This is a genomic window from uncultured Halopseudomonas sp., assembly GCF_963977355.1.
In the GTDB taxonomy this organism is placed as follows: domain Bacteria; phylum Pseudomonadota; class Gammaproteobacteria; order Pseudomonadales; family Pseudomonadaceae; genus Halopseudomonas.
Window position 1 is genome coordinate 1 of record NZ_CAXBOV010000011.1, and the last position, 13949, is coordinate 13949.

10 protein-coding genes are annotated in these 13949 nt (G+C 58.8%); 4 read left to right on the plus strand and 6 right to left on the minus strand.

The genetic code is table 11. The annotated features are described in order from the left end of the window. A partial coding sequence (mtgA, locus tag AAC076_RS07415) for a monofunctional biosynthetic peptidoglycan transglycosylase (protein WP_339844039.1) occupies window positions 1-566 on the minus strand: 566 nt, incomplete at its 3' end. A gap of 51 nt (window positions 567-617) precedes the next feature. Between mtgA and AAC076_RS07420 the strand changes: the two genes are divergently transcribed. The 4 genes from AAC076_RS07420 to trmB all read left to right on the plus strand — a co-directional run bounded on the left by AAC076_RS07420 (window position 618) and on the right by trmB (window position 2867). Beyond that, window positions 618-992: a DUF423 domain-containing protein gene (locus tag AAC076_RS07420; RefSeq protein WP_339844040.1), complete on the plus strand. Its 375-nt coding sequence runs from the start codon at window positions 618-620 to the stop codon at window positions 990-992. Between the two features lie 78 nt (window positions 993-1070). Beyond that, entirely contained in the window at window positions 1071-1271 is a 201-nt protein-coding gene (gene thiS / locus AAC076_RS07425) for a sulfur carrier protein ThiS (protein WP_339844042.1), read from the plus strand. A 19-nt stretch (window positions 1272-1290) separates the two neighbouring features. After that, entirely contained in the window at window positions 1291-2082 is a 792-nt protein-coding gene (locus AAC076_RS07430; protein WP_339844044.1) for a thiazole synthase, read from the plus strand. Window positions 2083-2219: 137 nt separating this feature from the next. After that, a complete protein-coding gene (gene trmB, locus AAC076_RS07435) occupies window positions 2220-2867 on the plus strand; it encodes a tRNA (guanosine(46)-N7)-methyltransferase TrmB (RefSeq protein ID WP_339844224.1) in 648 nt (215 codons plus the stop codon). A gap of 27 nt (window positions 2868-2894) precedes the next feature. On the opposite strand, the gene AAC076_RS07440 is transcribed toward trmB, so the two are convergent. From AAC076_RS07440 to AAC076_RS07460, 5 genes are all read right to left on the minus strand, one after another. Continuing rightward, the gene (locus AAC076_RS07440; protein ID WP_339844046.1) at window positions 2895-3644 is read right to left on the minus strand and encodes a transporter substrate-binding domain-containing protein; all 750 of its coding nucleotides are present in this window, start codon (window positions 3642-3644) and stop codon (window positions 2895-2897) included. Between the two features lie 129 nt (window positions 3645-3773). Then, the gene (locus AAC076_RS07445; RefSeq protein WP_339844047.1) at window positions 3774-8825 is read right to left on the minus strand and encodes a diguanylate cyclase; all 5052 of its coding nucleotides are present in this window, start codon (window positions 8823-8825) and stop codon (window positions 3774-3776) included. A 24-nt stretch (window positions 8826-8849) separates the two neighbouring features. Continuing rightward, a complete protein-coding gene (locus AAC076_RS07450; protein ID WP_339844048.1) occupies window positions 8850-9563 on the minus strand; it encodes a hypothetical protein in 714 nt (237 codons plus the stop codon). Between the two features lie 9 nt (window positions 9564-9572). Next, complete coding sequence (locus tag AAC076_RS07455) at window positions 9573-10385, minus strand: gamma-glutamylcyclotransferase family protein (RefSeq protein ID WP_339844050.1); 813 nt, start codon at window positions 10383-10385, stop codon at window positions 9573-9575. Window positions 10386-10466: 81 nt separating this feature from the next. After that, on the minus strand, window positions 10467-13784 hold the full coding sequence (locus tag AAC076_RS07460; RefSeq protein WP_339844052.1) for an alkaline phosphatase family protein: 3318 nt from the start codon (window positions 13782-13784) through the stop codon (window positions 10467-10469). Window positions 13785-13949 lie beyond the last annotated feature (165 nt).

Here is a 13949-nt window from a genome sequence, read left to right on the forward strand (position 1 = left end):
GCCAGCAAGCTGGCCTGGCGATCAGACAGGTAGCTGGCGCCAACGCCGAAATGCTCACGGGCGGCTGCATCGACACCAAATACTCCGCGATCCCATTCGGCAATGTTGAGGTAGACCTCGAGAATCCGCTGTTTGGGCCAGAACACTTCGATCCAGAGGGTAAACCACACCTCCAGCCCCTTGCGTGCCCAACTGCGGCCGGACCAGAGAAACTGATTCTTGGCTACCTGCTGGCTGATGGTGCTGGCACCGCGCACGCTTCCACCCTGGCGATTGTGCTCAACCGCTGCCTTGATGGCCTGCAGGTCAAAGCCGTAGTGCTCGGCAAAGCGCTGATCTTCGGCTGCGATCACCGCCATTTTCATGCTATCGGGTATGCTGTCGTACGGCACCCAGTCGCGGCGGATCTCATAGGGGGCGTCATCGCCACGATGCTCGATCCAGCGCTCGACCATCAGCGCCGAGCCGGGAGAGGGTATCCAGCGCAGGGCGATGACCGGCAGCAGGCTGATCAACATGAGGATCAGTACCCACTTGGCGATTTTCAGCAGGACTTTCTTGAACATTCATGGGCCCTTCACAGCATTGGCTCGCAGTATAGAACGGAGTATTCGGCCATGGCCAAACTATTGCTTTTGCTGGCGTCCTTCAGCGGTTTTACCGGGGTAGCCCTTGGCGCCTTTGCTGCACACGGGCTGCGCGCCAAGTTGCCAGAGAATCTGCTCAACGCCTTTCAGACGGGCGTTCAGTATCAGCTCTGGCACACCGCCGCCCTGATTGGCATCGCACTATTGTTGCTGCGCTGGCCGGAGAGCACTTTATTCAAGGTCTCAGGTGGCCTCTTTGTTTTGGGTATTGTGCTGTTTTCCGGAAGCCTCTACGCCATGGCGCTGAGCGGGATCGGCAAGCTCGGCATCATTACCCCCTTTGGCGGCGTGTCTTTCCTGCTGGCCTGGCTGTGCATGGGCGCCGGGGTATGGCGTCATTTGTGAGCCGTTGAGCATGGTCAGCCCCGGCGCGATCACGTTACAATAGTGCTTTCCCGATGATCCCCAGCCCCCGAGAAGCCCATGCAGATCCAACTGAATGGCGACCCTTTCGTCCTTGACAGCGCCACGACCCTGACCGACCTGATCGAACAGCTGGGTCTGACCGGCAAGCGTCTGGCCATCGAGCTGAATCTGGAGATTGTGCCGCGTAGCGAGCACAGCCAGACGGTCCTGACCGAGGGTGATCGGATTGAAATCGTCCATGCCATTGGCGGCGGCTAGCCTGCCCTGCGGAGAACACATGACAGATCTGAATCAGGACGCCTTTACCATTGCCGGCGTGCAATACGGCTCGCGGCTGCTGGTTGGCACTGGTAAGTACAAGGATATGGAAGAGACCCGCGCGGCCATCGAGGCCTCTGGGGCGGAAATCGTCACGGTCGCCATTCGCCGCAGCAATATCGGCCAGAACCCTGATGAGCCCAATCTGCTGGACGTGATCCCGCCGGATCGCTACACCATCCTGCCCAACACAGCCGGCTGCTATACCGCAGAAGATGCCGTGCGCACCTGCCGCCTGGCCCGTGAGCTCCTGGACGGGCGCAACCTGGTCAAGCTGGAAGTGTTGGCCGACCAGAAGACCCTGTTCCCCAATGTGATTGAAACCATCAAGGCGGCAGAAGTGCTGATCAAGGATGGTTTTGACGTGATGGTGTATACCAGTGACGACCCGATAATCGCCCGTCAGCTGGCCGAAATGGGCTGTGTAGCTGTCATGCCCCTGGCCGGATTGATCGGCTCCGGGCTGGGTATCTGCAATCCTTATAACCTGCGCATCATCCTCGAAGAAGCGACAGTGCCGGTACTGGTTGACGCCGGTGTGGGCACAGCGTCCGATGCTGCCATTGCGATGGAACTGGGCTGCGCCGGGGTATTGATGAACACCGCCATCGCCCACGCTAAACAGCCGGTAATGATGGCTGAGGCTATGAAGCATGCGGTACTCGCGGGCCGTGGCGCTTTTCTGGCCGGCCGTATGGAGCGCAAGCTTTACGCCAGTGCCTCTTCGCCGCTGGCCGGCACCTTTTTCTGAACGAGATCTACATGTCCCAGACCCCCCCTGAAAACACCTCCGACGATCTGCCCGCCAGCGATGCAAATGAAGTGATCGAAGTCGCAACCGGCGAGGAGGGCACGTCCCATCCGCGCCGGGCAATTCGCAGCTTCGTGATGCGTGCCGGCCGCATGACCGAGGCCCAGAAACGCGGCATCGATCTTGGCTGGCCGCGTTTTGGCCTGAGTCTGGATCAGGGTCAACTGGATCTCGAGGCGCTGTTCGGCCGCCAGGCTCCGTGCACCCTGGAAATTGGTTTTGGTATGGGGCAATCCCTGCTGGAGATGGCCCAGGCCGCACCCGAGCAGGATTTTATCGGCGTCGAGGTCCACCCTCCCGGCGTGGGCTCGTTGCTTAACGGCGTACTCACTGCCAGCATCGACAACCTGCGGGTATTTGACTGTGATGCCATTGAAGTCCTCAACCAGTGCATACCCGATGGCAGCCTGGACCGGTTGTTGCTTTTTTTCCCTGATCCCTGGCACAAGAAGAAGCACAACAAACGCCGTATCGTGCAACTGGCCTTTGCCGAGCAACTACGCAGCAAGCTGAAGATCGGGGGCATCTTCCATATGGCCACCGACTGGGAAGCCTATGCCGAGCACATGCTGGAAGTCATGAGTGCGGCACCGGGTTATCGCAACCTGTCTGAAGACGGCACCTTCGTGCCCCGCCCCGAAGAGCGGCCGATCACCAAGTTCGAGCGCCGTGGCGAGCGCCTGGGGCACGGGGTGTGGGACCTCAAGTTCGAGCGCGTAGACTGAATCTGGCGTGTGCGAATGACATTGTTCCTATGGGTTGGCGGGCTGTACATACCTAAGTCGGATGCGCTCCAGTTCGCCTGACTCTTGAAGCTGTTCCAATGCCTCCGACCAGGCGGCCACCAGGTCGTCGTCGCTGTCCTTGCTGAAGGCGATATACAGCGAGGCGCGGTAGATCTCAACTGGAACCTGTCGCAGCATTCCGGGTGCGATATCCAGTTGACGGCTGTAGTGCGCTACGCCGCTATTGGTGTCGCCAATGATTATCTCCGTTCGTCCAGCCAGCAGCATGAGGTAGAGCTGCTGGTTTCTGACGGCGCTCCGGTCCAGATTGTCGAACCCCAGAGAAACCAGCAGGTCGGGAATGAGGCCCGCATTTCGCGTAGTAATTCGCGGTGCGCGCATAAGTTGTTCCAGGGAATACACCGGCTGCGGTGCACTGGCCAACTGATAGGGGTGGATGGACACTTCAGCGATCGGGCCCACCCATTTGTACAGCGACTCGCGCTTTGCAGTGCGGAACAGGGAATACATGATCGTTCTGGGCTCCAGGTTCAGAGCGCGGGTAGCTCTGAGACTCGGCACCAGTTGTATATCAAAATCATCACCGGTTACTGCCATGATGGCCCGAACGACTTCCGTGGTCATGCCGGTGAGTTGACCCTGCTCCTGATAGTTATAGGGCGCCCACTCTTCAGTGACAATCTGGTATTGCTCGGCGGTGGCCATGCTGCTGAGTATCAGAATGAGCAGCCCTGCGGTCCATGTTGACACTTTCACTCGTTCGGCCTGGTCTGAGGTGAATGGCTAAAACAGAGTCTTGAACGGAATCTGACCCAGAAAGCATAGACGTTTACGCGCATAAACCTTGCTAGCGTTTAAGGCATGATGTGTTCGGAGGACCGGAAGCTACACACTTTCAGCTGCATGAATTCGGTTGCGGCCTTTTTGTTTGGCTTTGTACAGGGCTGCGTCGGCCGCATAGATCAACTGATCGGCACCGCTTGGTGCACTGGGTACCATGGTGGCATAACCCACGCTGACGGTGACCCGGTTGCTGGGCGTCGAGTGCTCGTGCCTGATACCTAGCGCTTCGACAGCGCTGCGTGCGTTCTCAGCCACCTGTATCGCACCACTGCTGTCGGTGTCGGGGAGTATCAGCATGAATTCTTCACCACCGTAGCGCACCAGCATGTCGGTGGAGCGCTGCAGCTGGGCCTGGATTGCTTGAGTTACCTTGATCAGACAATCGTCACCCATCTGGTGGCCATAGTTGTCGTTGAAGAGCTTGAAGTGGTCCACGTCGAGCATGATCAGCGACAAGGGTTGCGGTTGCCGCCGCAGACGCAGCCAGACCTCCTTGAGGTAGGCATCACCAGCACGTCGGTTGGCGACCCCCGTCAATCCGTCACGGTCAGCCAGACTCTGTAATTCCTTGTTCAGCTCCTCCAGTTTGGCGGTGCGTTCAACCACCTTGTCTTCAAGAATGCGCGAATGATCCTGAATCTGGGTATACAGGCGTGCATTTTCAATGGCGACGGCGGCCTGGGCGGCCAGGAGCTTGATCAGCTCAACCCTCTCATCCGTGAAGGCGCCATCAGTCAGGTTGTTTTCCATGTAGACGGCTGCCTCAAAGCGCTCCCTTGCAATGGGTACGCAGAGGACTGAGCGCGGCTGAAGCTGAACGATGTAGGGATCGTTAACAAAGGGGCCTTCGCGCCTGGCGTCGTGGAGCACAACAGAGGTCCCGCGTTGGAACGCCTGGCTGATAACGCTCATTGGTAGGCCCAGCGCATTACCCTCATGATCGCGCAGCTTGCAATGCTCTGGGAGCTCTGCAAGGGAGGGCGGTGTTTCTGGCAGGGTGTCCGCTTCGATGATCAGCACGCCGGCGGTTCTTACAATCAGGCAGCCCCATTGGCCGCCAGCGTTCTCGAGCAGGATCGCCAGGGTTTTTTGCAGCAGCTGATCAAGGACCATTTCACCGGAGATCTCGCGTGAGGCTTTCATTACCGAGGCCAGGTCCAGCGTCGATAGCTGATTACCCGTCTGGTTGCGCCGTGCATGACCCCACTCGCGCAGTAGCGGAAACTCCATTTCCAGTTGGTTGACCTTGCGTAGCGCCCCCCAGCGGTTATAAACGCCGTGCGCGCCGCGCAGGTAGCCCTCGGCTGCATGTTGCTTGCCCAGGGCCAGCAAGTGCCGTCCAGCACGCTCAAAGGTGCTGGCTTCATCATGAAGAAAACCATGCAGACGGGCGTTGTCGATTGCCGCATCGTAGTGCTCAAGGGCTTTGCCATGCTCACCGTCAAGTTGCGCAAGTTCGGCGCTCATCGCCCATTGCAGGTGGCGGAAATTGGCTTCGCAGTTATCGGCCCAGCGGGTCATGCGGGCCAGATCTTCTTCCAGCCGCTGGCGTGTGCTTTGTTGCTCGGCTTTGTCCATGGTGGGGTACAGCGTGCTGAGCGTCCGGTTGGCGACGATGTAGAAGCGCACCAGTTGCGGCAGGGACATGGCAGACTTGATCAGCTTGTCCTGCTGGCGGACGCATTGCAGGGCCTCTGCGTAGTTGCCATACAGCAGATGTATCTCGGCGCTGTAGATATGGTGGTTGGCGATGCCGGTCTGAAACTCGCGCTCGCGCATGGCATTCAGGCAGGCCTGGGCGTCAAAGTCGTCGCTGCTCAGGCTGCCAGGGGCCAGGGTGTCACCCAGGAAGTTGCGCTGTAGCTGCAGGAACAGGCTGCCGGAGTCCATCGAGTCCTGGTACGCACACTCGCGCACGATAGCCAGGTTCTCGGCATGCAGCCGCCTGGCGGTTTCCAGGTCTATGCTCGGGTCCCAGATCACGCAGTCCTGGGCACTGTAGGCGAGGTAGAGCAGGTCGCCGGACTGGTAACCCGCCTCTATACCCTTGCGGAACCAGGGCGTCAGGGTGGCCCAATGGTTGCTCCAGTGGTGAATGAACATGGCGTATACATAAATCACCCGCGCACGCAGGCTCAGGTCATCCAGGCGCTCGTTGATGGCCAAGCCTACCTTGCCATATTCGTAGCCCAGGGCGGGTTCGTCCATTTCCCCGCACAGCAGCATGCCGTAGGCAGCGTAGGCAAAGGCTGACTCAGGACAGTTGCCCCGCAGCAGCGCCAGGTTGACGGATTTGAGCACCAGGTAACCAAACAGATTGCTGCCTGACAGGAACGCGGCGGCAAAAATTTCCATCAGCAAACGCATGGCGGTCAGCGTCGCGGGGTCTTCGATGATTGGCGCATTGACCAGATCGGCGATCTCCCGGCCAGCCAGATAATGTTTGACCAGACGCAGCTCCAGCGCGATTTCCTCTTCCCCGGGATGCTCGCTGAAGTTGACCCCCAGCAGCGCGAGCCCTTCGATGGCCGCATGGATGGACGCTTGCATCCTGCCCAGCGTTGCATTCTGCCGGCAGCGGATGGAGAGGATGTCGGCGCGCTGCAGGTCGGACGTGGCATGCTCAAGCATCTGTTCCAGCCAGCGGTCGGCCTCATGGGTGTGCCCGGTGAGATAGTTGTTCAGCTGCATCTCGGTGGCCAGGGTAGCCATCATCGAAGGCACCTGTATCCAGGGGTCTTCAGGCAGAAGCTCTTCCACTACCTGCAGATAGCCCAGCGCCTGTTCGTAGGCCGATGCCTTGCGGGCGCGGTAGGCGCTGCGCAGATTGAGCTCGGCCAGCTGTTTGCGCTCGCTGACGTCGGTGATCAGCGCCCGTCCCTGATTGAGGTGGTTGACGATATCAATCAATAGCTCATCGGCCACCTGTGCTCCGGCCTCCCGAAGCATCAGCCGCCCGATTATCAGGTGTACGCTGGGTAGTTCTTCACTATCGATCAGGTGGTAGGCAGCCTGTTGGACCCGGTCATGTTGAAACCGGTAGTCCGGATTGAGTTCCAGGCTCTCGCTGTGTTGCGTTGCCAGTCGGTAGTCATTGTGCAGCGGAAGCACGGTGTACTGCTGCAGCGCGGGAACCAGGGCCTGGGCCGTGTCAGCCTGAGAATGGTTGTAAATGATCGCGAGCGTCTGCAAGGTAAAGCTGTTGCCGATACAGGCGGCCAGTTGCAGTACCTTTTGCGTGTTCTCCGGGAGTTGGCGAAGGTTATCCAGCATGAACTCGACTACATCATCACTGGCGGCTTCCCAGCTGGCCTTGTCCAGATGCCAATGCCACTGACCGGTGCCGGGGTCGGACCAGATAGCGCCCCGCGCATGCAGTTGGCGCAGCAGCTCGTTGGTGAAAAAGGGATTGCCCTTGGCCCGGTGGAAAAGCATGTCACTCAGGGCCTGGCTGCTCTCTGGCGAGCAGCGCAGGGCTTCGGCAACCAGGCGCGACACCGAATCCTGGTCCAGGGGATTGAGATGTATCTGGTGTATGCGTCGGTGTTCTCCCAGGTCGTCCAGGAGCAGGCGAAGCGGGTGACCGGGGCCCACTTCGTTACTGCGGTAAGCGCCGATCAGCAGCAGGTGACTCTGGTCCCGGGAGCTGATGATTCGCCGCAGCAGTTCAAGCGTGGGGCTATCACTCCACTGCAGGTCGTCAAGAAATAGCACCACCGGATGGCCCTCGTCGGCAAACACCCGTAAAAAAGCTGCGAGCATCAACTGCAAACGGTTGCGACTTTCGGCAGGGGGCAGCTCGACCACCGGCGGCTGATCGCCGATGACCAGTGCCAGTTCCGGCACCAGATCGATTATCAAGGCGGCATTAGGACCGAGTGCACCTGCCAGGCGTTCACGCCAATCGGCGAGTTGGTCTTTGGGCTCGAGCAGGATCTGTTGCACCAGGGCTCGAAATGTTGCGGCCAGCGCCGAGTAGGCTTCGCCTCGCTGATACTGGTCGAATTTGCTCTGCACCAGAAAGCCGTGCTCACGGATCTGGTAGGGGTCGATTTCGTTGACCAGGGCTGATTTGCCGACGCCGGAATAACCATGAATCAGACACAAGCGAGTGTGTCCCTGCACTGCCTGCCCGAACAGGTCATACAGAATCTGCAACTCTTGCTCACGTCCATACAGGGCCTGGGGGACCAGAAATTTCTGTAATTGATCCTGCTCGCCAAGCGTGAAGGGCAGGAGTGCTTGATTCTGGTCCAGGGCTTTGGCGCACCGGTCAAGATCGTGAAGCAGGCCAACGCTGCTCTGATAGCGGTCCTCGGGCGACTTTGCCAATAGCTTGAGAACCACCGCGCAAACGGGTTCAGGTATCGTCGGCACCTGTTCAGCCGGCGATGCTGGTGCACGGCTTATATGGCTGTGCACCCATTCCAGGGTATTGCTCGCGGTAAACGGAGGTTGGCCGGTCAGTAATTCAAAGAGCACGCACCCGAGAGAGTAGTAATCAGAGCGGTAGTCCAGACTCCGGCTCATGCGGCCAGTCTGCTCCGGGGAGATATATGCCAGCATCTCGTGGGACTCGATAGCCAACTGGCTGGCCTGGCGCTCCTGGCTCAGTTCGGAGGCCATTGCGAATCCGGCCATAAACAGCTCGCCACTCTGGCGATCGATCAGAACGTTATGCGGTGACAACGACTTGTGCACTATGTCCTGGGCATGTACCTCACCGAGGAGCAGGGTCAACCTGCGGGCAATGCTCAAGACCTTTTGTACCGGCAGACATCGGCCTGGCGTATGGTCCATGAGCGAGGCCAGGGAACTATCAAGGAAGTCGCACACCAGCGCGAGGTTGCCGCTGCCATGGGGCACCAGAGCCTGGATGTTGCGTATGCCATCGATTCGCTGCAGACGTCTACTGATGCTGGCTTCGTGACTGAGCATGGCTATCTGACGACGGTCCGGATAGGCGGTATCCAGCGTTTCAATACAAACTTCGGCATCATCGGTCAGGCGGCGGGCGTGATAGGCTGCCCGGCCTGACTTGCGCCATAGGCAGGAGACGATCCTGAAGCCGGGCAGCTGTAATTCGCTATGCATCAGATGCCTCTTGCGTGGTTACGCTTAGCAGGAAAAGAGTCGGTTGAAAGAATTGCCGAACGCCGCCTGGGCATCCTCGAGCAAGGGTTCGCCATGGCCACACAGGGCGTGCCTGAATGTCAGTGTCTTGAGGCGAATAAAGTCCTCGGCGCCCGGCTCTGCAGCCTGTAACCATACCGGGCCCACATTCGCCGGGGTAAAGAAGCCCATCTGCTCCATGCGCTGGCGCGAGGCATCACAGAAATGCTCATCGGGCTGTAGCCAGTTCTGCAGGGCATCGCAGGCAAGCAATATGCCGCCATCGCGCTTCAAATGGAGTATTCCCTCGGGAAGCTTGCTGGTTTTGAACTGAAACAATGAGGCATCAGCCAGGGGCAGTGCTGAATCTTCGCCAAGGGTCAACGCTGCACCCTGTTTCTCTGGCTCCAGACCGGGCATGACCCAGTACTGGGCCTGGTAGCGATCCAGGTAGAAGGCGTCGTCGCGCCCGTGCAGAGCCCCCAGCCGGATAACGTCAGTCACTCTCCCCAGGCGGTCCAGTGCGGCCAGACCTTCGTCGCCGAGCCGCACCGAGTTGATCAAGATCAGCCGTTCACCCTCGCGAACAATGATCATGTTGCGGCTGAACTGCCAGTCGAGCTCCATCAATACGGTTTCCATGGCGCCGGTGACAAAAAATATCTCTGGCAGCACCTCTTCGATAGCACCGTGGGCCAGGGCGGGCGGGAATAACGTCATGCTTGCTCCTCAATCCTTATTGTAGATATAGCGGCCAGCGTAGCGGTATTCCCTGGCGTATTCATTCAGGTACACGTTGAGATATTGCTGTTGAGCCTGGTTCAGGCGACCTCGGGTAATGTCATCAATGGTTTCATCAAGGTTGCTGGTGTCCAGACGCCGCAGATGATAAAGAGTCATGTCCTTGCCGCCAAAAAAGCCCTTGAGAAAGGTGTGCAATGGCCGGGCTGGCGACATATCGAAAACCGCCCCATAAAGCGCCGTGAGAAGCGGTTGTTCTGCCAGGGAATCACGGTCAAAGGTGGGATAATCCCCAGGCGGCGCCACGTAGGGCGGATAGTCTTCTGCCCGATGCAATGGCTGGCCGGCCAGCGAATTCAGGTAGTCTTCATCCAGCCCCGCCTGGCGACCGCCGTGCAGGATGATGTTCAGGTAGCGGCGGCTCGGCAGGCAGCTGTTGTCGAGAAACTCCGGCATGCCGACATAGGTCAGGGCCGGAACTTGTGATTGAGTTCCAGCGTCTAGGTGAATGGTTTCCACTGCAACCTCAATACGGTCATAGCCGTGTCCGTACGCTTCTGCCGCATCCAGCAGTGCCAGTGCTTCATCCGCGCACTCGTGGAGTACCCCCAGAACCCGGTCATCCGGATGGCCGGTGTACTCAATGTTACCCACTCCGCCCTCGTGGCGAAAAAAATGCTGAACATTGAAGCGCAATCGCCAGCCGTGCAGTACTGCTCTGGTTGATGCCAGAGGTTCTATACCCTTGGCGCGCAGTGATAGCAGACTCATGTTCGAGCCAAAACCGAAATAGTGAAACATCGTTCCTTTGCCTCAGGTTAACCCGCCGTTGTTCACTTCTCCACTCCTGTCCGCGCGCAGCTGCCGTAGATCCTCGCCCGGTTACGTCTCCTTGGGAAAATCATGATCATAAGGGACGTTAAAGGCCGGCGCACTTTTACGGGGTTCGTGCTCGGTGAGCAGGCCCTCGATAGTAGGTACGGCCGTTATTCGGTCGCCCAGCCCCCAGGTCTCCCGGGCAACGCCGTACCAGTCCAGCAAGGTCGCGGCAAAGGAGGTGGCATCAAAGGCCTGACCATTGCCGCTACGCAGGATGGTCTGGGGTTTGATCCAGGGCGAGGCGAACACGGCGGGCACCCGTGGCCCCATGATATCGAACGCGAAGCCGTCGATCAGGTCGTTTGGCCAGGGCTTGGGCGCATAGGGCGGCGGCTGGTGGTCGAACAGGCCGCCGCTCTTGTCGAAAGTAACGACTAGCAGCGTTTTCGACCAAAGCTCCGCATTGCTGCTGAGCGCTTCATAAATCCCATTGAGCGCCCGTTCAGCCGGGACCAGTGAATTGAGTCCTTCAGCGGAGGAACCGGGGTGGTACGAGGTGCATTCGGCGCCGACCCAGGCCGGCTCCAGATAGCTGAAGCGCGGCAATGCATCGTTTTTCACATCGGCAAAAAATTGCTCCAGCGGCGCAATCCAGTTCGAGCTGGGGCGGCTGCTGTTGTTATCCAGCGCCTTGGCCCACGCTGCGTCCACCTCGGGAATCTGGCCCTTGAGATACAGCTGATGGGTGAACACGGCGTTGTCCCAAAGGATGCTGTAGTAGACCTTCCAATCCTGATGGCCGTGGCACCAGAGGGTGTTCCAGAGTGATTGGCGATGCGCGGTGTCCGGCCAGTCCTGATAGGCGGTTCCCCCTTCCCAGGTGCCCAGGCGGTTGTAGGCAGAGCCGCTGACCGAGAAGCCGCGATTTACATCCGTGCCGCCGGGGATCGAGCTGAACCAGTCATCACTCAGGGCGTAGGCGTTGGCCAGGCCATTGAGTACCGGTAGTTGTTGCGGGGTGAAACTCGATAGTACGTCAGCCGTGTTCTGGTTCCAGGCAAAACCATCCATGCTTGGCTGCTTGCGTTCGGCGTAGCCGGCATAGCCATGGAACATCTGCATCAGCCCGTCGCTGTTGTCGTGCCAGGGGTCCTGGGCCGGACCGCCGAGCACAAAATCATTGCTCAGTTTGCCCGCCATGTACTGGCTGACATGAGCCTCTTGTCCATTGGGCAGCGGATTGCTCATGTTGGTATCGAGGCCGCGGAAGCCATCGGTCGGGGCGCCGATCCAGTTCAGGCCGTCCTGCTGCCCGCGGGTGTGCAGCCAGCCCAGCACGTTATCGAAGGAGCGACTTTCCAGCATGTAGTAGACAACATGCTCGATCTTGTTGCGCATGAATTCGATGCTACCGGGTGTGTTCTCCCGTTCTTGGAGCGCGGGCTGGCTGGGCACCGTTCCAAACAGACTTGATTCGGCCGTGAACCCCTCAGGAAGAGCCGAGGTGTTGATTGGCTGACCGCCCAGTGGGTCAGCATTGCTAGCATCAAACTCCCAGATGCGGCAGCCCTCTGACACATCCTGTGGCTTCCAGGTCAGCACATGATTACCCACCACTGTCATCGCATCGCTCTGGTCGATGGCGGTCCAGTTACCGCTTTGCACGGTTGGCAGCGCCAGTGGCGGTGATGACTGTGGATCGAAGCTCCAGAGCCGGTAATTGGCACCGTGGCGGTCGAGTACGTAGTTACCGATGGCATACAGCTCGCGGTGGGCGTTAATGTCGCGGAAGCCACCACTGGAGAAATTCCCGGCAGAGAGACAATCGTCCTCGGCCTGGGGATCGAAACGCCATAGCTGATAGCTGCGCCGACCGGCAGCGGGGATCAGGCTGAGCACATAGCCGGGCAGCCCGATCAGCTCGAGCTGGGCAAAGCTGGCGCCCATGTTGGGGCGATAGTCGCCAAAGAATTTTTCCTTGTCCCAACTGCCGTAGGCTACGGTTCTCTCGGCCATGGGGTTGCCGCTGTTGCGGTCGAACTTGAGTACCCGGTAGTGGATCTGGTCGGCGTCGGTGGCCGGTGATGTCCATTCCACCACGTAGCCACCTACCTGCATCAGTCGGCGGTCAGCCGGCAGGCTGGCGTGGCTGTCCATGGCCACTTCGACGAGTGCCTGGCTGGCTTCTGGCAGAAGGGCGTAACTGGCGTAGGCGGGTGAAGTCGCGCTGCGTGCCAGTACAAAACCGTTTGCCTTGCTCTGCGCCTTGCTGGGCTTGAAGCTGTTGTTGTCGAGATTGAAGGCCAGGTCCTGCTCTTTCATCATTGCCAGCAGAGGAGCCACCCTGTCTGGCTTCACGCAGCCCTTGGCCGCGTCCCAGCCCCATTTTTGCTCAAGCTCAGTCAGTACCTTGTGCGGATCGTCCGCCGGATGCTCGGACATGTGCGCTTGCCAGCCTGCGGCAATCAGGTCCTGGCACATGACGGTGATCGGCGGTGGATAATCACCATTGGGTTTGTCGGCATCGCTCAAGGGCAGATCAGTGTCGTAGAGGTACTCGCTTGGGTGATTGGCGCACAGCACCCAGGTAGTCGGGGCCGTTTGCCCGGCTTCAGCGTCAAGTATGGTCAGCTGCACGATATCCAGCACGCGGGGCGTTTGCGGCAGATCGAAAGCCTGTTTCAGCCAGTCGTGCACGGGGCCGCCATAGGCGACCACGGGTTGGGTCCGCTGATTGCTGGTAAAGGTCAATGGTTTCAGATAATTGCGTAACTGCGCCTTGGCGTAGGGAATAAAGGCGTTGTTATAGTCGCTTAGCTCATTTCCGGCCCCGCCCGGTGCGGCAATAGGAGCAACATCTACAATACGCTCGACCGGGGTGTTGTTGGCGCCATTAAAGCCATTCTGCGCCAACAGGCATTCCCAGCGGCGGTTGGTTGGCGAGTAGAGGTAGTCTTTGTAGGTAAAGGTCTCCAGTGGCGGAAAGTGCAACAACTGGATGGACTGTACATTCGCCATGGCTAACCCGAACGGCAGCAGAAACTCCCAGCCCTCGCGCGCTGAAGCTGGAATGTTGGCGTAGTAACTGGCATAGGCCTGCTGCCCCGCTGCGATGTAGCCGGGGATGAGTTCCTCATAGGCAGATACATCGTCGGTGGGACTGGTGATCTTGAGCCGGTATTCGCCGTTGCCGTTGCGGTATGCCTGCGCCCAGGAACCAAAGTAAAGATCGCGTTGCAGCGTCTGGCTGAATACAAAGGTGATGGTGTCTGCGAGATCGGGGCCGTCGGCGCCAAAGCGGAAAAGTCCTGCTATATCCTCATAGTAGCCCAGGCCGATATCGATACTGTTTTGCTTGGTAGATGTCTTGTGAGTCAGCAAAATCCTCTCCTTGTGATAGTTGCGGTTATAGCCTTGCCTCGGCAAGTTTGCGCTGTCAGGTTCACATCAGACACGCAAGTTATCGACTCCAGTGCTGATAACTGATGCTCAAAGATAAAAAACAAGCTTATACCAACTTTCACCTTGCGGAGAAAAACGTGAAAA

What these genes read in the sequence shown, in the direction of transcription:
- thiS (WP_339844042.1), top strand. Translation starts at nt 1,071, where the DNA reads ATGCAGATCCAACTGAATGGCGACCCTTTCGTCCTTGACAGCGCCACG.
- AAC076_RS07455 (WP_339844050.1), bottom strand. Translation starts at nt 10,385, where the DNA reads ATGTTTCACTATTTCGGTTTTGGCTCGAACATGAGTCTGCTATCACTG.
- AAC076_RS07445 (WP_339844047.1), bottom strand. Translation starts at nt 8,825, where the DNA reads ATGCATAGCGAATTACAGCTGCCCGGCTTCAGGATCGTCTCCTGCCTA.
- trmB (WP_339844224.1), top strand. Translation starts at nt 2,220, where the DNA reads ATGCGTGCCGGCCGCATGACCGAGGCCCAGAAACGCGGCATCGATCTT.
- AAC076_RS07430 (WP_339844044.1), top strand. Translation starts at nt 1,291, where the DNA reads ATGACAGATCTGAATCAGGACGCCTTTACCATTGCCGGCGTGCAATAC.
- AAC076_RS07450 (WP_339844048.1), bottom strand. Translation starts at nt 9,563, where the DNA reads ATGACGTTATTCCCGCCCGCCCTGGCCCACGGTGCTATCGAAGAGGTG.
- AAC076_RS07420 (WP_339844040.1), top strand. Translation starts at nt 618, where the DNA reads ATGGCCAAACTATTGCTTTTGCTGGCGTCCTTCAGCGGTTTTACCGGG.